General features: G+C 69.4%; 25 protein-coding genes and 1 tRNA gene. 14 read left to right on the forward strand and 12 right to left on the reverse strand.

Features of this window, described 5'->3' with window-relative positions:
* The first annotated feature begins 74 nt into the window (after positions 1-74).
* From KQ304_RS01680 to KQ304_RS01695, 4 genes are read left to right on the forward strand one after another with little or no spacing between them, the layout of a single operon-like run.
* A complete protein-coding gene (locus KQ304_RS01680) occupies positions 75-1,352 on the forward strand; it encodes an ABC transporter substrate-binding protein (protein ID WP_259735389.1) in 1,278 nt (425 codons plus the stop codon).
* Positions 1,349-2,206: a carbohydrate ABC transporter permease gene (locus tag KQ304_RS01685; protein ID WP_259735390.1), complete on the forward strand. Its 858-nt coding sequence runs from the start codon at positions 1,349-1,351 to the stop codon at positions 2,204-2,206. Before KQ304_RS01680 ends, KQ304_RS01685 begins: the two co-directional genes overlap by 4 nt.
* Entirely contained in the window at positions 2,206-3,015 is an 810-nt protein-coding gene (locus KQ304_RS01690) for a carbohydrate ABC transporter permease (RefSeq protein WP_259735391.1), read from the forward strand. The genes KQ304_RS01685 and KQ304_RS01690 overlap by 1 nt, the downstream gene beginning before the upstream one ends.
* The gene (locus KQ304_RS01695; RefSeq protein ID WP_259735392.1) at positions 3,012-4,007 is read left to right on the forward strand and encodes an ABC transporter ATP-binding protein; all 996 of its coding nucleotides are present in this window, start codon (positions 3,012-3,014) and stop codon (positions 4,005-4,007) included. Before KQ304_RS01690 ends, KQ304_RS01695 begins: the two co-directional genes overlap by 4 nt.
* A 1-nt stretch (position 4,008) precedes the next feature.
* On the opposite strand, the gene KQ304_RS01700 is transcribed toward KQ304_RS01695, so the two are convergent.
* Genes KQ304_RS01700 through KQ304_RS01720 form a run of 5 tightly spaced genes read right to left on the reverse strand, consistent with a single transcriptional unit; the run spans position 4,009 to position 7,573 of the window.
* Positions 4,009-4,851, reverse strand: a complete 843-nt coding sequence (locus tag KQ304_RS01700) for a gamma-glutamylcyclotransferase (RefSeq protein WP_259735393.1) — start codon at positions 4,849-4,851, stop codon at positions 4,009-4,011.
* A 24-nt stretch (positions 4,852-4,875) separates the two neighbouring features.
* On the reverse strand, positions 4,876-5,325 hold the full coding sequence (locus KQ304_RS01705) for a hypothetical protein (RefSeq protein WP_259735394.1): 450 nt from the start codon (positions 5,323-5,325) through the stop codon (positions 4,876-4,878).
* Positions 5,326-5,344: 19 nt separating this feature from the next.
* The gene (locus KQ304_RS01710; protein ID WP_259735395.1) at positions 5,345-5,803 is read right to left on the reverse strand and encodes a DUF393 domain-containing protein; all 459 of its coding nucleotides are present in this window, start codon (positions 5,801-5,803) and stop codon (positions 5,345-5,347) included.
* Complete coding sequence (locus KQ304_RS01715; protein ID WP_259735396.1) at positions 5,742-6,653, reverse strand: ion channel; 912 nt, start codon at positions 6,651-6,653, stop codon at positions 5,742-5,744. The genes KQ304_RS01710 and KQ304_RS01715 overlap by 62 nt, the downstream gene beginning before the upstream one ends.
* 41 nt (positions 6,654-6,694) lie before the next feature.
* Positions 6,695-7,573, reverse strand: coding sequence for a GNAT family N-acetyltransferase (locus KQ304_RS01720; protein WP_259735397.1), 879 nt, complete (start codon positions 7,571-7,573; stop codon positions 6,695-6,697).
* A gap of 338 nt (positions 7,574-7,911) precedes the next feature.
* Between KQ304_RS01720 and KQ304_RS01725 the strand changes: the two genes are divergently transcribed.
* Positions 7,912-8,280: an AbrB family transcriptional regulator gene (locus KQ304_RS01725; RefSeq protein WP_255110672.1), complete on the forward strand. Its 369-nt coding sequence runs from the start codon at positions 7,912-7,914 to the stop codon at positions 8,278-8,280.
* Between the two features lie 116 nt (positions 8,281-8,396).
* On the opposite strand, the gene KQ304_RS01730 is transcribed toward KQ304_RS01725, so the two are convergent.
* A complete protein-coding gene (locus KQ304_RS01730) occupies positions 8,397-9,023 on the reverse strand; it encodes a TPMT family class I SAM-dependent methyltransferase (protein ID WP_259735398.1) in 627 nt (208 codons plus the stop codon).
* A 3-nt stretch (positions 9,024-9,026) separates the two neighbouring features.
* On the opposite strand from KQ304_RS01730, the gene KQ304_RS01735 reads away from it, so the two are divergent.
* Complete coding sequence (locus KQ304_RS01735; protein WP_259735399.1) at positions 9,027-9,446, forward strand: thiol-disulfide oxidoreductase DCC family protein; 420 nt, start codon at positions 9,027-9,029, stop codon at positions 9,444-9,446.
* 39 nt (positions 9,447-9,485) lie between these two features.
* Here KQ304_RS01735 and KQ304_RS01740 read toward each other — a convergent pair whose 3' ends face one another.
* Positions 9,486-9,791, reverse strand: a complete 306-nt coding sequence (locus tag KQ304_RS01740) for a hypothetical protein (protein ID WP_259735400.1) — start codon at positions 9,789-9,791, stop codon at positions 9,486-9,488.
* 399 nt (positions 9,792-10,190) lie between these two features.
* Positions 10,191-10,262, reverse strand: a tRNA-Val gene (locus KQ304_RS01745).
* A 41-nt stretch (positions 10,263-10,303) separates the two neighbouring features.
* Between KQ304_RS01745 and KQ304_RS01750 the strand changes: the two genes are divergently transcribed.
* Both KQ304_RS01750 and mazG read left to right on the forward strand, forming a co-directional pair.
* Entirely contained in the window at positions 10,304-10,807 is a 504-nt protein-coding gene (locus KQ304_RS01750; RefSeq protein WP_259735401.1) for a metal-binding protein, read from the forward strand.
* Positions 10,808-10,834: 27 nt separating this feature from the next.
* Complete coding sequence (gene mazG / locus KQ304_RS01755) at positions 10,835-11,749, forward strand: nucleoside triphosphate pyrophosphohydrolase (protein WP_399228113.1); 915 nt, start codon at positions 10,835-10,837, stop codon at positions 11,747-11,749.
* Here the strand turns inward: mazG and arfB are convergent.
* Complete coding sequence (arfB, locus tag KQ304_RS01760) at positions 11,706-12,140, reverse strand: alternative ribosome rescue aminoacyl-tRNA hydrolase ArfB (RefSeq protein WP_259735402.1); 435 nt, start codon at positions 12,138-12,140, stop codon at positions 11,706-11,708. The genes mazG and arfB overlap by 44 nt on opposite strands.
* An 18-nt stretch (positions 12,141-12,158) precedes the next feature.
* A complete protein-coding gene (locus tag KQ304_RS01765) occupies positions 12,159-12,905 on the reverse strand; it encodes a carbonic anhydrase (protein WP_259735403.1) in 747 nt (248 codons plus the stop codon).
* 96 nt (positions 12,906-13,001) lie between these two features.
* On the opposite strand from KQ304_RS01765, the gene speE reads away from it, so the two are divergent.
* Positions 13,002-13,862, forward strand: a complete 861-nt coding sequence (gene speE / locus KQ304_RS01770) for a polyamine aminopropyltransferase (protein WP_259735404.1) — start codon at positions 13,002-13,004, stop codon at positions 13,860-13,862.
* 4 nt (positions 13,863-13,866) lie between these two features.
* On the forward strand, positions 13,867-14,811 hold the full coding sequence (speB, locus tag KQ304_RS01775; RefSeq protein ID WP_259735405.1) for an agmatinase: 945 nt from the start codon (positions 13,867-13,869) through the stop codon (positions 14,809-14,811).
* Positions 14,812-14,821: 10 nt separating this feature from the next.
* Here speB and KQ304_RS01780 read toward each other — a convergent pair whose 3' ends face one another.
* Together KQ304_RS01780 and KQ304_RS01785 are read right to left on the reverse strand one after the other, a co-directional pair.
* Positions 14,822-15,181 carry a cyclic nucleotide-binding domain-containing protein gene (locus KQ304_RS01780; protein WP_259735406.1) on the reverse strand — a complete coding sequence of 120 codons (360 nt, stop codon included), beginning with the start codon at positions 15,179-15,181 and terminating at the stop codon, positions 14,822-14,824.
* A gap of 111 nt (positions 15,182-15,292) precedes the next feature.
* The gene (locus KQ304_RS01785; protein ID WP_259735407.1) at positions 15,293-15,544 is read right to left on the reverse strand and encodes a hypothetical protein; all 252 of its coding nucleotides are present in this window, start codon (positions 15,542-15,544) and stop codon (positions 15,293-15,295) included.
* Positions 15,545-15,714: 170 nt separating this feature from the next.
* On the opposite strand from KQ304_RS01785, the gene gcvT reads away from it, so the two are divergent.
* From gcvT to KQ304_RS01805, 4 genes are all read left to right on the forward strand, one after another.
* Positions 15,715-16,866 carry a glycine cleavage system aminomethyltransferase GcvT gene (gcvT, locus tag KQ304_RS01790; RefSeq protein WP_259735408.1) on the forward strand — a complete coding sequence of 384 codons (1,152 nt, stop codon included), beginning with the start codon at positions 15,715-15,717 and terminating at the stop codon, positions 16,864-16,866.
* Between the two features lie 12 nt (positions 16,867-16,878).
* Positions 16,879-18,699, forward strand: a complete 1,821-nt coding sequence (aspS, locus tag KQ304_RS01795; RefSeq protein ID WP_259735409.1) for an aspartate--tRNA ligase — start codon at positions 16,879-16,881, stop codon at positions 18,697-18,699.
* A gap of 100 nt (positions 18,700-18,799) precedes the next feature.
* Positions 18,800-19,966, forward strand: a complete 1,167-nt coding sequence (locus tag KQ304_RS01800; protein WP_259735410.1) for an RNA polymerase sigma factor, RpoD/SigA family — start codon at positions 18,800-18,802, stop codon at positions 19,964-19,966.
* A gap of 95 nt (positions 19,967-20,061) precedes the next feature.
* Positions 20,062-20,559: a Dps family protein gene (locus KQ304_RS01805; RefSeq protein WP_259735411.1), complete on the forward strand. Its 498-nt coding sequence runs from the start codon at positions 20,062-20,064 to the stop codon at positions 20,557-20,559.
* Positions 20,560-20,596 lie beyond the last annotated feature (37 nt).

Raw genomic sequence — 20,596 nt, forward strand, 5'->3', positions numbered from 1 at the left:
AGCCTGAGCGGGCGGGGCTGAGTCTCTGAGGTGCCGTCGGGCCCCCGGTGCATTGATGTTGGCGGAGGACGGGCATGGGGCTGCGCAGCACCCTGCGATATGCCGCCCTGGCTCTGCTGCTGGTGGGCCTGGTCTGTGCCGGAGGGCTGCGGGCCCAGCGGCAGGAGCCCGTGGTGGTGACGGCGCTGATGCCGGCGCCGTTCGCCCAGGCCACCGCGCCGATCGTGGAGCGCTTCAACCGGCGCCACCCGGGCCTTGAACTGCGGGTGAACCGGGGACCTTTCGAAACCGAGGCCATCTCCGATCTGGCGATCAGCAGCCTGCTGCTGGGGGACAGCCCCTACGACCTGCTGCTGATGGATGTCACCTGGACGCCGAAGTATGTGGCCGCCGGCTGGCTGACGCCCCTGGAGCCGCTGCTGGGGGAGGACGCCCTCGCCGGGGTGGTGCCGGGTGCCAGGGAGGGCAACCGCTTCGATGGCCACCTCTGGCGCATCCCCCTGGTGGCTGACATGGGACTGCTCTACTGGCGCACTGATCTGATGGCGGCGCCCCCGCGCAGCCCCGCTGAACTGATGGCCACCGCCGGCGCCCTGCAGCGCGCTGGCCGGGTGCGCTGGGGCTACGTCTGGCAGGGGCGCCAGTACGAAGGGCTGAGCTGCGTGTTTCTGGAGGTATTGCGTGGTTTTGGGGGTCAGTGGCTCAGCGATTCCGGTGACCGGGTGGAGCTGGCCAGTCCGGAGGCGGTGGCCGCGGCCTCCTGGCTGCGGCAGCTGATCGATCAGGGCATCACCCCCCGGGCGGTGGCCAATTTCGCCGAACCGGAGGCGCTGCAGAGCTTTGGGGCCGGTGATGCCGCTCTGATGCGCAACTGGCCCTATGCCTGGGCGGAGCTGCAGAAACCGGGCAGTCCGGTGAGGGGCAAGGTGGGGGTGACCACGATGGTGGCCGCCGCCGGGGGCAGCCCAGCCGCCACCCAGGGCAGCTGGGGCTTCTCCCTGGTGAGCCAGAGCCCCCATCCCCGCGAGGCCGCGCTGGTGATCGCCGCCCTGACGGCACCGGAGGTGCAGAAGGATCTGGCCCAGCGGCTGGGCTACACCCCCACCCTCTCGGCCCTGTTCGAAGACCCGCAGCTGGTGGCGGCGAACCCGGTGCTGCCGGAGTTGCGCCGGGCGCTGGAGGCCACGGTGCTGCGTCCGCTCAGCCCGCTCTATGCCCAGCTCAGCGACATCCTGCAGCGGCAGCTCAGCGAGGTGATCACCGGCGAGCGGGAGGCCGCCGAGGGCATGGAGCGGGCCCAGAGCCTCAGCAACCAGGTGCTGAGGGCCAGCGGCGTGGGGGCGAGGTCATGACCCTGCTGCTCACCCTGCCAGCCCTGCTGCTGCTGGCGCTGGTCTTTGCCGTCCCGCTGCTGCGTTACGGCTGGCTCAGCTTCCACGCCGACTCGGTGATCACCGGCCTGCAGCCGCTGCCCAACGGCGGCGCCAACTGGCTGCGCCTGATCGAGGACGAGCGCTTCTGGCAAGACACCGTTCAGACCCTGCGTTTCGCTGGGTTGTCGGTGGCGCTGGAGCTGCTGCTGGGGCTGGCCCTGGCCTTGCTGCTGCACCAGAGCTGGCGTGGCCGCACGGCGCTGCGCACGATCACCCTGCTGCCCTGGGCCCTGCCCACCGCGGTGATGGCCCTGGGCTGGCGCTGGATCTTCAATGATCCCTACGGACCGATCAACGGCCTGCTGCAGGTGCTGGGTCAGCCGGCGCTGCCCTTCCTGAGCAGCCCCGCCAGCACCTGGCTCGTGGTGGTGCTCGCCGATGTCTGGAAGACCACCCCCTTCGTGGCGCTGCTGCTGCTGGCCGGGCTGCAGTCGATTCCCACCGACCTCTATGAGGCCTTCGCCCTGGAGGGTGGCACGCCCGCTCAGGCCCTGCGCCGGATCACCCTGCCGCTGCTGCTCCCCTATGCCTTCCTCGCCGTGCTCTTCCGCCTCGCCCAGGCCCTGGGGGTGTTCGATCTGGTGCAGATCCTCACCGGCGGCGGCCCGGCGGGGAGCACCGAAACCCTGGCGCTCTATTCCTATCTCTCAGCGATGCGCTTCCTTGATTTCGGCTACAGCGCCACCGTGATGCTGGGGATGTTCGTGCTGTTGCTCGGTCTCACTGCTGTGCTGCTGCTGGGCCGGCGCTTGCTGGCGGGGGGGAGGGCCTGATGCGGTTCAGGCGTCTGGCCGTGCTGATGGTGCTGCTCTGGAGCCTGCTGCCGCTGCTCTGGCAGCTGTACACCTCCCTGCGCACCGGTTCGGCCCTGATCAGTCCCCAGCCGGGGCTCTCGGGCTGGACCCTGGACAACTACCGCCAGATCCTCTCGGGAGATCCGCCCTTCTGGCGCTTTCTGCTCAACAGCACGGTGGTGGGGCTGGCCAGCACGGCCCTGACCCTGCTGCTGGCGATCCCCTGCGCCTACGGCCTGCAGCGCCAGCCCGCCAGGACGCGGGCGCTGCTGAGCGGGGCGCTGCTGGCGGCGGCGGTGTTCCCCTACGTGCTGCTGTTTCTGGCGCTGCTGGAGCTGGCCCGACGCTTCGGCCTGGCCAACCACCTGCTGGCGCTGAGCCTGCCCTATGCCGGCCTCTCCTTGCCCCTGGCGGTGCTGCTGCTGGGGGCGGCCTTCCGGGATCTGCCGCCCGAGCTGGAGGAGTCGGCGCTGCTGGAGGGCCTCAACACCTGGCAGCGGCTGCGCTGGGTGCTCCTGCCGCTGATCGCCCCCGCCAGCGCCAGCACCGGCTTGCTGGTGTTTCTGTTCAGCTGGAACGAATACCCGATCGCCCTCACCTGGATCAGCCGCCAGGAGCTGCTCACCCTGCCCATCGCCATTGCCCGCATCGCCGGATCCTCCGTGTACACCGTTCCCTATGGCGCCTTCGCGGCGGCCACCGTGCTGGGCAGCCTGCCGCTGCTGGCCCTGGTGGTGATCTTCCAGAAGCCGATCGTGGCGGGTCTCACCCAGGGGGCGGTGAAATGAGCGACGTGGAGCGGCCGCAGGGCCTGGTGCTCGAGGGCCTGCAGCGGCGGGTGGGCAACACCCTGGTGCTCGACCACCTCAGCCTGCGGGTGGCACCGGGGGAATGCCTGGCCCTGCTGGGGCCCAGCGGTTGCGGCAAGACCACCACCCTGCGCCTGATCGCCGGACTCGATCAGCCCAGCGCCGGCCACATCCGCCTCGATGGCGACGACATCACGCGGCAACCGCCCAGCCGCCGGGAGGTGGGGATGGTGTTCCAGAGCTATGCCCTCTACCCCCACCTCACGGTGGAGCGGAACCTGTCGCTGGGCATGGAACTGCGCGGTCTGCCCCGCGAGCGGATCGCCGCGCAGATCAGTTCGGTGCTGGAGCTGTTGCAGCTGGAGCCCCAGCGCCGGCGGCGGCCGGCGGAGCTCTCGGGTGGCCAGCGCCAGCGGGTGGCCCTGGCCCGGGCCCTGGTGCGCCAGCCACGGCTGTTTCTGCTCGATGAGCCGATGAGCAATCTCGATGCCCAGTTGCGTGAAGATCTGCGCGCTGAGCTGCGCCTGCTGCTCTGCGGCGGCCCCCAGCCGGTGGTCTATGTGACCCACGATCAGCAGGAGGCCATGGGCCTGGCCGATCGCATCGCCGTGCTGCACCAGGGGCGGCTGCAGCAGATCGGCAGTCCGCGCGAGCTCTACGACCAGCCCGCCAACCTGTTCGTGGCCGGCTTCATCGGCCGCCCGCGCATCAATGTGCTACCCGCAGAAGCCGGATGCATCCGGGCGGTTCGCCCGGAACACCTGGAGCCGCTGGCGGAGGGGGGGCTGCCGGCCCGGGTGCTGCTGCGGGAGTGGCAGGGGGCCAGCCAGCTGCTGCAGCTGGAAACGCCCCACGGCCGCTGGCGGATGGTCTGTGATGGCCGGGTGGAGCTGGCTGAATCCTTCGGCCTGGGCTGGCCGCCGGCGCGGGAACTCCGCTTCGAGGCCGGCAGTGGCCGGCGGCTGCTTTAACTCAGCTCAGCTCTGCTTCCAGCTGCTTCAGCCAGGCCTGGGGCAGCTGCCAGTGGCGGGCTCCGCGCCGGATGGCCGCGGCGTAGCAGTCGCTGGCGCTCAGCCCCGGGTCGCGCCAGGCGGGGGTGGGCACGTAGGTGAGGGCCTCGAGGGATTCGCCGGTGCTGGTGATCAGCTGAACCGGCTGGTGGCGGTAGTGGCCAGCCGCCACGCCCTCGCAGCGATCGAGGCTGGCGCGATCCTCCGGGCTGTGATGGTGCACCACCCCCCAGCAGTGGGCGCCGCTGTGGCGCACGAGCCCGGCGGCGCCTTCGCCTGGAGCGCGGCCCAGCCGCCGCTTGTTGATCCCCCAGCGCCAGCCCTCCAGCCGCGCCACCAGGCCGCTGCCATCCCAGCGGGGGCAGCGCTGCGCCAGCTGGGTGGGGCAGAGATTCGAGCCGTAGCTGAACACCGGGGTGCTGCCCCAGTCGCCGTAGGGCACCAGCGGCAGGCTGATCACCTGCTCGGGGCGGCCCAGGTAGGCCCAGGCCCAGCTGCCGTCGCTCAGCCGCCAGCGCTGGCGTCGGTACTCGCGGGGCACGTCCTCAAGTTGATCGAGCCGGGACAGGCCGCTCGCCTCTAGGGCATACAGCTCGCCATGGATCAGCGCGGGTTCCGGTGGTTCCCGGGGATCATCCGGTTCCGGCTCAGCGGCGTTGGCGGCCACCGCCATCGGGTAGGGCCCGAGGTCGTACAGCCGGGCTCCCACCAGGCGGCGCCGCCCGAGGAAGCGGCTGCCATCGAGCCAGGGGTGGTTGGGCTCCCCCCGCTTCAGGCTCCCGTAGACGAACACGTGCTCCGGCATCGGGCGCTGGTCTGCTCTCTTGCCTCAGCCGGAGGGCGGCTCGGCGGGCTCGATGCCCCACTCCAGGCGGATGGCCGGGTTGCTCAGCTCCCAGGCATGCTCCTGGGCGGCCAGTGGCGCCGTGCGGTTGCCGTGCTCCAGGCCACGACGTTCCAGTTCTCCGCGCACTTCAGCCTGGAAACAGCGGGTTTCGCGCAGGAGATCGGCCACCCGCTGCGGCCCCCCCAGCACCTTCTGCATCGACCCCTGGCCGCTGGAGAGCTGGAGGGTAGCGAGATGGTCCTCGAGCCAGGCCCATTCGTAGGGGAGCATGGCGTCGCTGCAGCTCTTCAGGCACTGGCGGTAGCTGTGCAGATGCTCCTCGAGCACCCGTTCACTCAGGGGGCTGTAGGCAACACCGGTCGGCTCGCGGCCGGATTCGCTGGCTCCGGAGCGCTCCCGCAGCCGGTGCATGATCTCGCGCAGATAGCTCATGGCGCCGCGATCGCTGACGTCAGAGGCTAAGCCGGGCGGTGTCATCCGGATCGAGCGGCAGCCCCCGCAGGGCCAGGGCGCCACGGCGGGCGGCCAGCAGCAGGGGGTAGAGCCTGCGGCTGCGCTCCTCTTCGCCGAACACCGCCGTGAGCAGGCTCAGCAGGGTGGAACTCGGCCGCAACTGGGCGCAGAGCCGCTGCACAGCCTCGGCCCCATGCCAGCAGTGCTCTCCCTCGATCAGCACCGCTCCCCTGGCCAGATCGAAACCCCGTGCCTTGAGCTGCCGGCGCAGGGCGTGATCGGCGCGGCCATCGATGATCCGCAGCTGAGGCAGACCCCCGCGCAGTTCGCCCATGGCGGCAAAGGCGCTGCAGAAGGGACAGCCACCGTCAAACACCAGCTGGATGGTGCCGGGTTCAGCGCTGGCGGGTGTCGTTGAAGCGGCTGAAATCAAGACAGCGAAACTCGCTCTGGTCATCTCTGAAGATATCCACGAAGGTTTCGTCGAAGCGGATCCGGCTGCTGTTGTAGGCGGCTCGTTTGTACACCGGGCTGCGCACCGTTTCATCCACGCCCTCAAACGCCACAAGCACCTCCCCGTGGGCGGTGCGCAATTGGGCTTCGCCCAGGCCATGCAGGGGACTGTCCGGGCCGATCGGGTGCATCACCGTCCACATCAGCTGGAAGAGGAAGGCCTCGCTGCGCACCAGCTCCAGCCGGTGCAGGCGGCGCATCGTTTCGCCCTCGGCGCTGCGTTCATCGATGGCCAGATAGGCCTGCACCTGGGCACTCACCAGGTTGTTGTGGTGCACGTTGGCAATGCGGAAGGTGAGACAGGGTCTGCCATCCCAGGGCTGAACCGTGGCCACCTTGCTGAAGCAGATCTCTGCCCTGCTGCGGGAGAAGCGGGCGAACACCAGGCCCGTGGTCATGGCGGTGAACACCAGGCTCACGAAAGCCTGCAGGGTGACCAGTCCATTCACCAGCGGAGAGATGGGGTGCAGCACGCCGTAGCCGATGGAGCCCAGGGTCTGGACGCTGAAGAAGAAGGCATCGCTGAAGCCCGCCAGCTGGCCCTGGGGCAGGCCGCCGATGCCGGGAGCATCCAGCAGATAGAGCAGAGCGAAGACGACGTTGGTGCCCAGGTAGGCCAGGGCGATCAGCAGCAGGAAGCCCGGCCAGGGCACCTTGAGCATCAGCCGGTAGGGCTCCCGCCACTGGCTGATCAGGCTGTCGATGTTGTCGGCCCGGTAGACGCCATCGAGCTTGAGCAGGCGTACGGGGCGCAGGCGGCTGGTGCGGGATCGCAGCGGGCGGAAGGGACTCATGGTTGCGCTGCCGGTGAGGCAGGTTAGTCAGAGCTTTTGTCTCAGCCCAGCTCCAGGCAGGCCAGGCCGTAGATGTCCTGCAGAGGCAGCTCGGGAGGGGTGCCGCGGTACATGCGCACAGTGCGCCCGGCGATCTGGAAGCCGCGCTGCTCCAGCAGGCGATGGGACCTGGGATTGGCCTCGGGGGCGTCGATCAGCACCGGTCCGCTGCGCTCCGAACAGAGCCGATCCAGCAGGGCGCCCGCCAGCAGGGGGGCATCCGCCAGCAGGGGCCCAAGCCGCCAGCCCACGGCGCCGCCGCCATCGGGCAGCAGGCAGGGCCTGATCCGTCCGAAGCCGCGGCAGCAGCCCAGTTCATCGCGCACCAGCTCCACGGTGCCGTTGTCCTGGCGCAGCCATTGCCCAAGGAAGTGGGGGCGCGGTGTGGCTTCGTGACGGGCGTCGTAGCGGAGCACGAGTTGATTGGAGCCGACATCGGCGCCCAGCTGCGCCGCCGCCACCACGGCATAGCCCGGCGGCAGCTGAGCGTCGCTGCAGCGGGCACGGCTGGCGGAGGGAAGGCGCCAGCGCAGGGTGTCGTAGGCCGCCTTGAAGCCCCAGTGGCCGTAGTCGATCAGCCGCTCGGGTGCCGCCTCCAGGCCGATGCAGGCCACCCCATCGAGGTGGGCGAGGGCCTGGCGCCAGAGCGCCACCCCGTAGCCCCGTCCGCGGAAGGCCGGTCGCACAAGGAAGAGGCCGATGAATCCATAGCGCTCGTCGTAACGAATTCCCGCCACACATCCCACCGGCTCCTCGCCCAGGACCCCCACCCAGAGGCCAGTGGCATCGGTCTGGCGGTACACACCGGCATCGCCCAGTCCGGGGCAGAAGCCCTCCTGCCGGGCCCATTCCGTCACCAGGGGCAGGTGTGATTCGGCCATGGGCCGGATCGTGAAAGCAGGACTGGCGAGCAACGCGGCGACCCCTGGGATGCCCGATCACCGACATCCTGACTGATTTGTTGTGCTCAGGCCTGGCTCTGGTGATGGCCCCCAGGGGGATGGCTGGGCCGCTGGTGAGTCGGTCGGGCTTGAAGATCCAGCCTGACGGTGAGACCACCCCTGGGAAAGCGTTGGGATGATGTGGCCTTCCGTCAAGCGGCTTGCGGCTTGCATTCGGTCATCAGTTTGCGGGGGTTGTTGGGTGGAACTGGGGGCTGTTTGCTGGCCAAGGCATCTGTTCGATTGCTATGATTCGGCTGTTCTTAGAAATGAACGTCATGCTCACCGGACCTGACCTGCTCGCCAAGGTGAAGGAGATGGGTGATGCCTCCAAATCCGACCTGGTGCGCAGCTGCGGCTACGTGAGTTCGAAAAAAGACGGCAGCGAGCGGCTGAATTTCACGGCGTTCTACGAAGCGCTGCTGGAGGCCAAGGGCGTCAGCCTCGGCGTCGGCGGTGGCGGTGGTGCCGGCAAGAGTGGCCGCAAGCTCAGCTACGTCACCAAGGTTCAGTTCAATGGCAACCTGCTGATCGGCAAGGCCTACACCGCCCTGATCGACCTCAAGCCCGGCGATGAGTTCCAGATCAAGCTCGGCCGCAAGCAGATCCGCCTCGTGCCTGTCGGCAGCGACGACGAGGATGAGTGATCGCCTGAGCGCGGCGGCCTGCCATCGCCTTGCCGCAACTGGGGTTTAGCCCCTTTTATCACATTGCAAAGAGCTGCTGCCTTCAGCCGAGGGTGGCAGCATTTTTGTGCCTCGTCTCAGCCTCTGCGGCGCCAGAGGCCGAGCCATTCGTTATCCCGGCTGGGCACTCCGTGCTCGGCAGGGCCCCACACTTCGGCATCAAAGCCGGCGCCCTCCAGCAGCGCGCTGATCTGCTGCGGTTGAGCGCCGAAGGGTGGGCCGCCGCTGCGGCCATGGCACCAGAACAGGCCCAGCAACCAGCCCCCCGTTGCCACTAGCTGCGCCATGCTGCGGGCATAGGCGCCACGCAGGGCTGGATCGATCGCGCAGAAGCAGGTGTGCTCCACCACGCCGATCATGCTGGCTGCTGTCAATCCCGCCTGCTGGAGTGCCGCCGGATCGAGGGCATCCAGCTGCAGCCACTCAGAGGAGGCCTCGGGCTGATCCAGCCGGCGGGCTTCGCTCAGGGCTTCGGCGCTGATGTCGATTCCGGTCACCGAGAAGCCGAGCTGCGCGAGCAGCCGTGCGTCATGGCCGCGGCCGCAACCGGGCACCAGCACCCGCCCCGGTGGCTGCGGTGCCAGCGGATGCTCCTGCAGAAAGTGCGCCAATGGCGGGGCGGCCTGGCCAAGGTCCCAGCCATCACGACCCTGCAGATAGCGTTGATCCCAGGCCGATGGCGTCAGCTCATTCCCTAGGTTCAAGTGATGACAACAGCCGAGCTCACCCTTCTCTACGACGGAGCCTGCCCACTCTGCAGGCGTGAGGTGGAGATTCTCCGCCGCCGTGATGGCGGCCGCGGAGCGATTCGCTTCGTCGATATTGATGATCCCCTCTACGATCCCGCCGCCTTCCAGGGCATCAGCTACCGGGAGGCCATGGGTCGCGTCCATGGCATCAAGGCCGATGGCCTGGTGCTGCATGACCTGGCGGTGTTCCAGGACGCCTACCGCCTCGTGGGGCTCGGCTGGATCTACGCCCCGATCAACTGGCCGCTGATCGGCCCCCTGGCCCGTGCCCTCTATGGCCTCTGGGCCCGACTGCGGCTGCGCATCACCGGCCGCCCCGACCTCGACTCGCTCTGCGCCGGGCGAGGCTGCAGCTGTGAGCTGACGACTGGCCAGTGAGGGGCCTGGTTCAACGCGAGCTGGAGTGGGGGTGACGCATCAATATTGAATGTTGATCATTCTGCCGAAGCTGAAGGGAACTTTCTCTTCGGGTTTCTTGCCCAGTTGTTTGTTCAGCTTGATGCTCTCGGCTTCCAGGTCGTAGCCCGTGGCCTGCGGGTCGCAGTTCTGGGTGCGCAGCACCTGGCGTTGCTGCTCAGCCCTGGCCTCCAGGGTTTGGCTGGGGCCAGTGCCCAATTGCTTCAGGAGCTGCTCCGAAAGCCGAGTGCAGGCCAGGGTCTGTGCGGCCGCCGGCAGGCCCGAGGCTGCCACGGCGGCACTGACGATGAGCGCGATGGAGTTCATGAATCGAGGACCAGTGATGGATCCATTAAAACGCGATGTGGATCTGATCGGCCGGCCGGCAGGGGCCTTGCAGGTGCATGAACTCCAGCTGCAGCAAGGGGGCTGCGGCAGTTCAGGAGTGATGACGTCGGCTGGATTGGAGCTGATTCTGCTGAGGAATGGGGAGGTTCAGTGTCTTCTGGGTTTGGCTTCTTTTGCCTCTCTACTGTTATTCAAGTTGGGCTCGATTTCTGTCAATGGGGATCATTCTGAACGATCAACCTTGACCCTGTTGCCGGCTGCGGGTCATCCATTGATGTCGGGAGGTCGAGATCAAGCCGCGCCAGTGGGCCTGGCTGGCCCCAGCCGGGCCGACGTGATCAGCCCGACGCTCCGAGATGACGGCCACTGGCTGAGTCATGCGCGATGCCGGGTTCGAACCAGCGACATCCTGCTTGTAAGGCAGGCGCTCTACCGCTGAGCTAATCGCGCGTGGGGGCATTCTGCCTGCACACCAGCCGTCTGCATCCGCCATGGCCGATGGCCGCAGCCATGACCGCGCCACCTGGCTGTTGAGCCTGCCCTTCGCTCTGCTGTGGTGGCCGTGGCTGGGGCTGGCGGGGGTGGCGAGCGCCGCCGCGGGCTTTCTGCTGGGTGGCCTCTGGCTCTCTCCCGACCTCGACACCCGCTCCAACCCCAGCCGGCGCTGGGGTCCGTTCGCCTGGCTGTGGTGGCCCTACCGCCGCGGCCTGAGTCACCGCTCACTGTTATCCCACAGCCCGCTGCTGGGTACGGCGCTGCGGCTGACCTATCTGGGGGTGATGGTGTTGGCGCTGAGTGCGCTGCTCGCCCCCCTGGGCGCTCCGGGCCCCGGGCGGCTGCTGGAGCTGGGCCGTGGGCTCTGGAGCCAGCAGCGGCCCCTGGTTCTGGCGCTGCTGCTGGGGGTGGAGGCCAGCAGCTGGCTGCACCTGCTCCAGGACGGTGATCCACTGCCGCGTCTGCCCCGGCTGCTGCGGCGGAAGCGTAGACGGCGTTAGGACGGGGGGCCTGCGGCCCAGTGGCCCGTGACTGGACCCGACGCGTCCTTCGATCCCGCTGAGCCGGGCCCCACGCTGGAGGCCCTCGCCGGGCTGATCGCCGTGGTGGAGCAGCTGCGCGACCCCCAGGCCGGCTGCCCCTGGGACCTGGAGCAGACCCACGCCTCGCTGGTGCCCTATGTGCTGGAGGAAGCCCACGAGGTGGCGGATGCCATCCGCCATGGCGACGACCGGCACCTGGCCGAGGAACTGGGCGACCTGTTGCTGCAGGTGTTGCTGCACGCCCAGATCGCCAGCGAGGCGGGCCGCTTCGATCTCGCGCAGATCAGCCGTGGCCTGCACGACAAGCTGGTCCGACGTCATCCCCACGTGTTTGCGGAGCCCGCTGCCCAGCCAGCCGCCAACCGCGGAGTGACCGGCGACAGCGCGGCGGTGAAAGTCAGCTGGGAGGCGATCAAGGCCGAGGAGGCCCGCGCCCGTGACGGATCCAGCAGCCCCCTCAGCGATCGCCTCGCCGGCAAGGTGCGCGGCCAGCCCCCCCTGGCCGCCGCCATGACCATCTCGCGCAAGGCCGCCGCCGCCGGCTTCGAGTGGGAGTCGATCGAGGGGGTGTGGCAGAAGGTGGAGGAGGAACTCGATGAGCTCCAGCAGGCGGTGGCCAGCGGCGATCGGGCCCACGCCCAGGAGGAGCTGGGGGACGTGCTCTTCACCCTGGTGAACGTGGCCCGCTGGTGCGCCCTCGATCCGGAGGCCGGCCTGGCCGGCACCAACCACCGCTTTCTGGATCGCTTCTCCCGCGTCGAGGCGGCCCTGGGCGGCAGCCTGGAGGGGCGGAGCCTGCCGGAGCTGGAGGCCCTCTGGCAGCAGGCCAAGGCCCAGATCCGCCGCTCCCAGGAGCTCAGTCGTCGGGCAGGGGGGGACGCGAGCGGCGCTGGCCCTTGATCGCACCCCGTTGCTTCTTGGCGCTCAGGCGCCGCTCCACCGAACCGCGGGTGGGCTTGGTGCGCCGGCGCGGCGGGGGCGGCGGCTCGATCGCGGTACGCAGCAGCTCCGCCAGCCGGCGCAGGGCGGCCTGACGGTTCTGCCACTGGGAGCGGTGCTCCGATGCGGTGAGCACCAGCGTGCCCTCCAGCAGCCGACCCTCCAGCCGGCGCAGGGCCCGGGCCTTGAGCAGGGGCGGCAGCACCGTGGTGGCCGCCAGATCGAACACCAGCTCCACCCTGGAATCGGTGGTGTTCACCCCCTGGCCGCCCGGCCCCGAGGAGCGGGAGAAGCGCCAGCTCAGCTCGGCCGCCGGGATCACCAGCCGCTCGTTCAGGGGCAGATCAGGCATCGATGGTTCCCTGGCCGCTCACAGCAGCGTCACCGCACCGCTGGCGATGTCGAAGCAGGCGGGCTGGATGCGCAGCCGCCCGGCGCCCACGGCCTCCCGCAGCAGGCTGCTGCGCCGGCTCAGTTCCTGGGCGGAGTGGCTGGCGTTGTGGCGGATCGCCAGGCTGAGGTCGTCGCCCGGTTGCAGTGCCGCGCGGATTGGTGTCACCAGCTGCTCCAGCAGCGGCGTCAGCGGCGCCTCGGCCAGGGCGGCAGTGACGGCGCCGCAGCCGCTATGACCCATCACCAGGATCAGGGGCACCGCCAGCTCCGCTATCGCGTACTCCAGCGAGGCGACGCCGTCGTCGAAGGCAGTGTTGCCGGCGCAGCGCACATCGAACAGCTCCCCTGCACCCGACACGAAGATCCACTCCGGCGACACCCGCGAATCGGCGCAGCTCAGCAGGGCCGCCCAGGGTCGCTGGCCGCTGGCCATGGCGCTGGGGTCCACCTGACAGGTGCTCTGCCAGAGGCCATTCATCAGCTCCGTGCGCTCCTCGGCGCTGCCGGCGGCGGCGGCGGCCTGCCAGGCGCGGCTGAACTGGACATTGCGGCGCAGCAGGCTGCCGAGCGGATCGTCATGGGGAGAGCAGGCCGCCAGGCTCTGCTCCAGCTCCGGCGTGAGCGCGCCGGCCTCCGCCCGATCCGGGCCCACCAGCTGCGGCCAGGCCAGGGCGCCCGCCGCCAGGCCCGCGCCCTGCAGCCACTCCCGTCGGGTCAGCGTCATCGGCTCAAACTCATGGATGGTGGTGGACCGGGGATGCCTGGGTGACAGGCTGCTCCCCTGAAGGCTTAGCTAGGGCGGCTCCGGGAGTCAGCAGCGATGGATCCAACCCCTGACTGGGTCGATGAAATTCACCAGGGCGTGCGCTACGGCCTCGAAGCCCGGGTGCTGCTGGAGCAGGACAGCCCCTACCAGCGGGTCACGATCATCGACAGCCAGCGCTACGGCAAGGGGCTGCTGATCGATGGCTGCTGGATGACGGCCGAGCGCCAGGAGCGCCACTACCACGAGCCGCTGGTGCATCCGGCCCTCTGCGCCGCAGCCTCCATCGAGCGGGTGCTGGTGATCGGCGGCGGCGACGGCGGCACGGCCCGGGAGTGCCTGCGCTACCCCGGCGTGCGCCAGCTCGATCTGGTGGAGATTGATGGGCTGGTGGTGGAGTGCTCCCAGCGTTATCTGCCCACCCTCGGCGGCGGCTGCTGGGACGATCCCCGCTTTCAGCTCACCCTGGGCGATGGCATCGCCTGGGTGTCGGCGGCGGCCACCGCCAGCTACGACGTGGTGATCGTGGATGGCTCCGACCCCGCCGGCCCCGCCGAGGGCCTGTTCAACCGGGCCTTCTTCGAGCAGTGCCGCCGCCTGCTGCGGCCCGGTGGCGTCTTCGCCACCCAGAGCGAATCCCCGGAAAGCTTCCGCGAGGTGCACCTGGCCACGGTGCGGCTGCTGCGCGAGGTGTTCGGCCACGCCGATCCTCTCTATGGCTGGGTGCCGATGTACCCCAGCGGCTGGTGGAGCTGGACCTTCGCGGCTGTCGATGGCCCGCGCTACCTGCAGCCCAGGCCGGAGCGGGCGGAGGTGGTGGCGGCGGGCTGTGAGATCTGGTCACCCCGCTGGCAACGCGGTGCCTTCGAGGCCATTCCGGCCGCCATCGAGCGGGCCCTTGACCACCCCCAGCCCTGAGCCGATGCGCGTGTCCCCAGCCTCAGCCTCAGCCTCAGCCCCTGCACCCCTGGACCCCGATCTGTTCGATCGCGACGGTGCCATCTTCATGGGATCGCGGCGCGACCCCGAGGGGTGCCGCGTCGGCCTGTTCGGGGTGCCCTACGACGGCACCACCTCCTTCCGGCCGGGCACCCGCTTCGGGCCCTCGGCGATCCGGGAGGTGAGCAGCGGACTGGAAACCTATGACCCCCAGCTGGATCTCGATCTCGACGACCTGGCCTTCGCTGATCTGGGGGCGGTGGCCATTCCTTTCGGTGCGCCCGAGCCCGTGCTGGCCGCCGTGGGTGAGGCCACCCGCGCCGTGCTGGAGCTGGGGCTGCGGCCGCTGATGCTCGGCGGTGAGCATTCGCTCAGCAGTGGCGCCGTGGCGGCCGTGGCCGCCCGCCACCCCGACCTGGCCCTGGTGCAGCTCGATGCCCACGCCGACCTGCGCCAGAGCTGGCTCGGGACCAGCCACAGCCATGCCTGTGCCATGCGCCGCTGCCTGGAGGTGCTCCCCTCCGGCGACCTGCTGCAGGTGGCGATCCGCAGCGGCACCCGCGAGGAGTTCGAGGAGCTGCGCCGCAGCGGCCGGCTGGTGGGGCAGGGCCCGGGGCTGTCGCTGCAGCCCGAGCGGCTGCAGGCGGAGCTGGTGGCTGCCCTGGCCCCCCTGCGCGGCCGGCCGATCTATCTCACCGTCGATCTCGACTGGTTCGATCCCGCCGTGATGCCTGGCACTGGCACCCCCGAGCCCGGCGGTTACCACTGGGGCCACTTCGCGGGGCTGCTGGAGGAGCTGCGCCAGCACCGGCTGGTGGCGGCCGATGTGGTGGAGCTCGCCCCCGGCCTTGATCCCAGTGGCATCAGCGCCGTGCTGGCGGCGAAGGTGACCCGCAGCCTGCTGCTGCTGCTGGGCCAGGGTCAGTAGGCGGCCAGGCTCAGTAGGAGTAGGAGCCGCTGGAACGCTGCTCCCGCAGGCGTTCGTGCTGCTGCCCGATCAACACCACCGCGAGGGTGGGGTGGTTGTGCAGCAGGTTGAGGAAGTTCAGGCGATCCAGCTTCACCAGCTCCACCGGGGTGCGGGCGATGGCCTCATTGCGGAAGTAGCCGCCGCGCCAGGCGATGTCTTCGTAGCTGAACAGTTCGCCGTGGCGATAGCAGAGGCGATTTCTCGAGGCGTCGATCAGTTCGACGATGCCCTTGCGGACTCCGTAGATGGCGCGGGCGAGATCACCTGGATGAAACACAGGAGAGCCGGTGGGCAGGGTGAGGGTCTCACCGTCCACCTGGGAAGCCATCAGTTCAACCGGCATGGCGGGTGCGAGTGCAACCAATCATCCACCTCCATTCAGGGATTCGGACTCTCAGCATGGCGCCTGCTGCGCCCATCGGCAGGGGACTGTCCCCACTCAGCTGGCGGCCACCAGCAGGTCGGTGAGGGCCAGCTGACGGTTGGCGGGCACCGGCATCGCCAGCGGGGATTGATCGATGCTGGGCAGGCGGGGCGGACGGGGGGTCCAGTGGTGACACCAGAGGTCACCAACCAGGTCGGCATGGATGGCCAGCCGTCGCATCTGGCACCAGCTCTGCTCGGTGCTGCCGAAGGAGGCCTCGGGCGCCTGGCAGTGGTTGCAGCTACGACAGTTCGGGCGCTGGCCCATGGGCGCGACCCATTCAGGGCATCCAAGGTAATGACCTTCCCTGTATCACACCAGGGGAAAAGCCGAACCTGCTGGAAGTCTTCGGTATTGCCTGGTGGCCGTCTGCTGGGCCGGCCTGTGCTGGGGTGGCGTCCATAGGATCGCCGCCAGCAGTCGCGACAGCCCATTCCATGGCGGACTCCCTGAAGCGAACGCCTCTGCACGGGGCCTGCCGTGAGGCCGGTGCCCGCCTGGTGCCCTTTGAGGGCTGGGAGATGCCCGTGCAGTTTCAGGGGCTGGTGCAGGAACACAGGGCGGTGCGCGAGGGCTGCGGCGTCTTCGACATCTCCCACATGGGGGTGCTGCGCCTGCGGGGCGATGGCGCCAAGGACGCCCTGCAGGCCCTGGTGCCCAGCGATCTGTTCCGGATCGGCCCGGGTGAGGCCACCTACACCGTGCTGCTCAACGAGGCCGGCGGCATCCGCGACGACCTGATCGTCTACGACCTCGGCCGGCCAGAGGAGAACGAAGCGCCAGCCGATGAACTGCTGCTGATCATCAATGCCGGCTGCGCCGAGGCCGACACCGCCTGGCTGCGCAGTCAGCTGGAGCCCACGGGCCTGGTGATCAGCGACCGCAAGGGCGATGGCGTGTTGCTGGCCCTGCAGGGCCCCGAGGCGATCGCCCGGCTGGAGGCCCTGGCGGGGGTGGATCTGGGCGGCCTGCCCCGCTTCGCTCACCGCAGCATCCAGCTGGCCGGCACCGCGACGGCGGCCGCCGCCGGCGCCACGGCCTTCGTGGCCCGCACCGGCTACACCGGCGAAGACGGCGTGGAGCTCCTGCTGGATCGCGCCGCCGGCGGCGCCCTCTGGACCCAGCTGCTGGCGGAGGGGGTGACCCCCTGTGGCCTCGGTGCCCGCGACACCCTGCGCCTTGAGGCGGCCATGCACCTCTACGGCAGCGACATGGACAGCACCACCACCCCCCTGGAGGCCTCCCTGGGCTGGCTGGTGCACCTGGAGATGCCGGCGGCCTTCATCGGTCGGGAGGTGTTGGAGCGCCAGAGCGCCGAGGGGGTGAGTCGGCGCCTGGTGGGCCTCAAGCTCCAGGGCCGGGCGATCGCCCGCCACGGCTATCCGGTGCTGCGCGCTGGTCAGGTGGTGGGCGAGGTCACCAGCGGCACCTGGTCGCCCACCCTGGGGGAGGCGATCGCCCTGGCCTACGTGCCGGCCGACGCCACCCGGGTCGGCACTGAGCTGGCGGTGGAGATCCGCGGCAAGGCCGAGCCAGCCGTGGTGGTGAAGCGGCCCTTCTATCGGCGCCATGGGACACTCGCGGATTGAGTTCCTTTCCCCATGCGCAGCCACGGGTGCGGCGATCTGCGCAGCAGCAGCGTCGATCAGGGTGTTGAGCTGAGCGGCTGGGTCGACCGCCGCCGCGACCACGGCGGCGTGATCTTCGTGGACCTGCGCGACCGCAGCGGCACCGTTCAGATCACCGTCGATCCCGACCTGGGGCCCGAGGCCTTCGCGGTGGCGGAACACCTGCGCAATGAAACGGTGGTACAGGTGCAGGGCCGGGTGCGCCTGCGGCCCCAGGAGTCGCTCAACACCCGCCTGGCCACCGGTGAGGTGGAGGTGCTGGCCAGCCAGCTCACGGTGCTCAATGCCGTGCGCAAGCCCCTGCCCTTCCCCGTGTCGGTGCACGACGAGGAGAACACCCGCGAGGAGCTGCGCCTGCGCCATCGCTACCTCGACCTGCGCCGCGGGCGCATGAACGGCAACCTGCGTCTGCGGGCCCGCACGATCCAGGCGGCCCGCCGCTTCCTCGAAGAGCAGGGCTTCATCGAGGTGGAAACGCCGGTGCTCACCCGCTCCACCCCCGAGGGCGCCCGCGACTACCTGGTGCCCAGCCGCGTCTGCGGCGGCGAATGGTTCGCCCTGCCCCAGTCGCCCCAGCTGTTCAAGCAGCTGCTGATGGTGGGCGGCATCGAGCGCTATTACCAGGTGGCCCGCTGCTTCCGCGACGAAGACCTCCGGGCCGACCGCCAGCCGGAGTTCACCCAGCTCGACATCGAGATGAGCTTCATGGGCCAGGAGGAGATCCTCGAGCTCAACGAAGCGCTGATCGCCAGCATCTGGAAGGCCGTCAAGGGCGTGGAGCTGCCCAGGCCCTTCCCACGCCTCAGCTGGCACGAAGCGATGGAGCGCTACGGCACCGACCGGCCCGATACCCGCTACGGCATGGAGCTCACCAACGTGAGCGACCTGGTGGCCGGAATGGGCTTCAAGGTGTTTTCAGGCGCCGTGGCCGCCGGCGGCTCCGTGAAGTGCATCGCCGTGCCCGGCGGCAATGACGCCCTCTCCAACGTGCGCATCAAGCCCGGCGGTGATGTCTTCAGCGAGGCCCAGGCGGCCGGCGCCGGCGGCCTGGCCTTCATCCGCGTGCGCGAAGGCGGCGAGATCGACACGATCGGCGCCATCAAGGACAACCTCTCCGCTGCCACCAAGGCCGAGCTGATTGAGCGCACCGGCGCGGTGCCCGGCACCTTGCTGCTGTTCGGCGCCGGTGACACCGCCACGGTGAACAAGGCCCTCGACCGGGTGCGCCAGTACCTGGCCCGCGAGCTGGGGCTGGTGAAGCCCGAGCGCGAGAACGATTGCTGGAACTTCCTCTGGGTGGTGGATTTCCCGATGTTCGAGTTCAACGCCGGCGAGAACCGCTTCGAGGCGCTGCACCACCCCTTCTGTGCTCCCAATGCCGATGACCTCGGCACCGATCCAGCCCAGTGGGAGGCCACCCTGCCCGCCGCCCGCGCCCAGGCCTACGACCTGGTGCTCAACGGCCTGGAGCTGGGCGGCGGCTCCCTGCGCATCCACGATTCAGCCCTGCAGCGCCAGGTGCTGCAGACGGTCGGTCTGTCCCCGGAGGAGGCCGAGCGCCAGTTCGGGTTCCTGATGGAGGCCCTCGACCTCGGTGCCCCACCCCACGGCGGCCTGGCCTTCGGCATCGACCGCATGGTGATGCTGCTGGCCGGTGAGGAGTCGATCCGCGACACCATCGCCTTCCCCAAGACCCAGCAGGCCCGCTGCCTGCTCACCCAGGCCCCCGCCGATGTGGCCCCCCAGCAACTGAGCGACCTGCATGTGGCCAGCACCTGGGTGGAGCCGGAGTGACCTGAAGACGGGGTGACCTGAAGCCAGGATGACCGCCGCCAGTCGCGACTGATCCCTAAGAGAAACCATCGGTTTCGCGCTGCTCCCCGCCACCAAAACGATGGTGAAGCCATTCCGTCCAGGGTTTGTGTCTTCAGGGTCAGGGGAGTCTTCGGGGTCAGCGGCAGTCCGTTCCACCAGCCGGGCCAGCACCGATCTGGTGCGGCTTTACCTCCAGGACATCGGCCGGGTGGACATGCTCAGCCCGGAGGAGGAGCTGCTGCTGGCCCGCCAGGTGCAGGCCCGTAAGGCCCTGCTGGCCCAGAGGCTGGAGCAGGCGGCCGAGCTGCCGCTGCTGCAGGAGATGGTTGATCTGGAGCTGGTGCGCCAGCGCCTGGCCAGTCGCCTCACCCACCAGCCTTCCCATGGCCAGTGGGCGGAAGCCTGCGGTCTGCCCCTGGCCGAGCTGCGGCGCCGGCAGCAGGAGGGCCACAGGGCCTGGGCGGCTTGCCTGGAGCTGAGCCTCAGCGATCTCCAGCAGCGGCTGCTGAGCGGTCGCCGGGCCCGCGACCGCATGATCCAGGCCAACCTGCGCCTGGTGGTGGCGGTGGCGAAGAAGTATCAGAAGCGGGGCGTGGAACTGCTGGATCTGGTGCAGGAGGGCACCCTCGGCCTGGAGCGGGCGGTGGAGAAGTTCGACCCCATTCGCGGCTTCCGCTTCAGCACCTACGCCTACTGGTGGATTCGTCAGGGGGTCACCCGGGCGATCGCCACCCAGAGCCGCACGATCCGCCTGCCCGTACACGTCAGCGAGAAGCTGAACCGGATCAGGAAGGCCCAGCATCAGTTCGCCAGCGACCATGGCCGCACCGCCAGCCTCGCCGAACTGGCCAAGGCCCTGCAGTGGAGCGAGGACGCCGTGCGCCTCACCCTGCTGCGGCTGCCCCGCTCGATCTCCCTGGAGGCCAAGGTGGGTCGCGATCAGGACACCCCCCTGGGTGACCTGCTGGAGGCCACCAGCGACACCCCCGAGCAGCGCCTCACCCGCCAGCAGCTGCACAGTGACCTCGACGCCCTGCTCGATGAACTCAGCGAGCGGGAGGCCGAGGTGATTCGCCTGCGCTATGGCCTCAGCGACGACAACCCCCGCACCCTGGCCCAGATCGGCGAGGGGATGCAGCTCTCGCGCGAGCGGGTGCGCCAGATCGAGACCCTGGCCCTTCACAAGCTGCGCCAGCCCGCCCGCTGCTGCCGCGTGCACGACTACCTCGCCAGCCTCGACGGCTGAGGTGAGGCCGCCGGCCGGCCCGCCCCACCCCGGGAAGCCCCCCTGGACGCTGCCCCAGCCCCTGGACTAAACCGAAATTCAGTCGCCTTGATTCCATGAGCAACGCCCCTGCCATCACGGCCCCTCCGATCGACATCGGCATGTCCGATGACCAGCGCCAGCAGATTGCGGCCGGTCTCGGCCGGCTGCTGGCCGACAGCTACGTGCTCTACGGCAAGACCCACGGCTTCCACTGGAATGTGACCGGGCCGATGTTCAACACGCTGCACCTGATGTTCATGGAGCAGTACACCGAGCTCTGGATGGCCCTCGATGTGATCGCCGAGCGGATCCGGGCCCTGGGCTGCCCGGCCCCCTTCGGCGGCTCCCGCTTCGCGGCCCTCTCCTCGATCGCTGAAACCCAGGGCCAGCCACCGGCTCTGGAGATGGTGCATGAGCTGGTGAAGGGCCATGAGGCGGTGGCCCGCACTGCCCGCAGCCTCTACCCCCTGGTGGCGGAGGCCAGTGATGAGCCCACCGCCGACCTGCTCACCCAGCGGCTGCAGATCCACGAAAAAACCGCCTGGATGCTGCGCAGCCTGCTCGACGGCTGAACCGGCCCAGATGGTGGGCGCTCGATAGATTGCTGTG

The sequence above is a fragment of the Synechococcus sp. CS-1329 genome, from assembly GCF_025128055.1.
GTDB lineage: Bacteria > Cyanobacteriota > Cyanobacteriia > PCC-6307 > Cyanobiaceae > Regnicoccus_A.

Bases quoted from the DNA above. Each gene is read 5' to 3' on its own strand.
- KQ304_RS01680 (WP_259735389.1), top strand. From the start codon at position 75: ATGGGGCTGCGCAGCACCCTGCGATATGCCGCCCTGGCTCTGCTGCTG.
- KQ304_RS01685 (WP_259735390.1), top strand. From the start codon at position 1,349: ATGACCCTGCTGCTCACCCTGCCAGCCCTGCTGCTGCTGGCGCTGGTC.
- KQ304_RS01690 (WP_259735391.1), top strand. From the start codon at position 2,206: ATGCGGTTCAGGCGTCTGGCCGTGCTGATGGTGCTGCTCTGGAGCCTG.
- KQ304_RS01695 (WP_259735392.1), top strand. From the start codon at position 3,012: ATGAGCGACGTGGAGCGGCCGCAGGGCCTGGTGCTCGAGGGCCTGCAG.
- KQ304_RS01700 (WP_259735393.1), bottom strand. From the start codon at position 4,851: ATGCCGGAGCACGTGTTCGTCTACGGGAGCCTGAAGCGGGGGGAGCCC.
- KQ304_RS01705 (WP_259735394.1), bottom strand. From the start codon at position 5,325: ATGAGCTATCTGCGCGAGATCATGCACCGGCTGCGGGAGCGCTCCGGA.
- KQ304_RS01710 (WP_259735395.1), bottom strand. From the start codon at position 5,803: ATGACCAGAGCGAGTTTCGCTGTCTTGATTTCAGCCGCTTCAACGACA.
- KQ304_RS01715 (WP_259735396.1), bottom strand. From the start codon at position 6,653: ATGAGTCCCTTCCGCCCGCTGCGATCCCGCACCAGCCGCCTGCGCCCC.
- KQ304_RS01720 (WP_259735397.1), bottom strand. From the start codon at position 7,573: ATGGCCGAATCACACCTGCCCCTGGTGACGGAATGGGCCCGGCAGGAG.
- KQ304_RS01725 (WP_255110672.1), top strand. From the start codon at position 7,912: ATGCTCACCGGACCTGACCTGCTCGCCAAGGTGAAGGAGATGGGTGAT.
- KQ304_RS01735 (WP_259735399.1), top strand. From the start codon at position 9,027: ATGACAACAGCCGAGCTCACCCTTCTCTACGACGGAGCCTGCCCACTC.
- KQ304_RS01740 (WP_259735400.1), bottom strand. From the start codon at position 9,791: ATGAACTCCATCGCGCTCATCGTCAGTGCCGCCGTGGCAGCCTCGGGC.
- KQ304_RS01750 (WP_259735401.1), top strand. From the start codon at position 10,304: ATGGCCGATGGCCGCAGCCATGACCGCGCCACCTGGCTGTTGAGCCTG.
- arfB (WP_259735402.1), bottom strand. From the start codon at position 12,140: ATGCCTGATCTGCCCCTGAACGAGCGGCTGGTGATCCCGGCGGCCGAG.
- KQ304_RS01765 (WP_259735403.1), bottom strand. From the start codon at position 12,905: ATGACGCTGACCCGACGGGAGTGGCTGCAGGGCGCGGGCCTGGCGGCG.
- speE (WP_259735404.1), top strand. From the start codon at position 13,002: ATGGATCCAACCCCTGACTGGGTCGATGAAATTCACCAGGGCGTGCGC.
- speB (WP_259735405.1), top strand. From the start codon at position 13,867: ATGCGCGTGTCCCCAGCCTCAGCCTCAGCCTCAGCCCCTGCACCCCTG.
- KQ304_RS01780 (WP_259735406.1), bottom strand. From the start codon at position 15,181: ATGGCTTCCCAGGTGGACGGTGAGACCCTCACCCTGCCCACCGGCTCT.
- KQ304_RS01785 (WP_259735407.1), bottom strand. From the start codon at position 15,544: ATGGGCCAGCGCCCGAACTGTCGTAGCTGCAACCACTGCCAGGCGCCC.
- gcvT (WP_259735408.1), top strand. From the start codon at position 15,715: ATGGCGGACTCCCTGAAGCGAACGCCTCTGCACGGGGCCTGCCGTGAG.
- aspS (WP_259735409.1), top strand. From the start codon at position 16,879: ATGCGCAGCCACGGGTGCGGCGATCTGCGCAGCAGCAGCGTCGATCAG.
- KQ304_RS01800 (WP_259735410.1), top strand. From the start codon at position 18,800: ATGGTGAAGCCATTCCGTCCAGGGTTTGTGTCTTCAGGGTCAGGGGAG.
- KQ304_RS01805 (WP_259735411.1), top strand. From the start codon at position 20,062: ATGAGCAACGCCCCTGCCATCACGGCCCCTCCGATCGACATCGGCATG.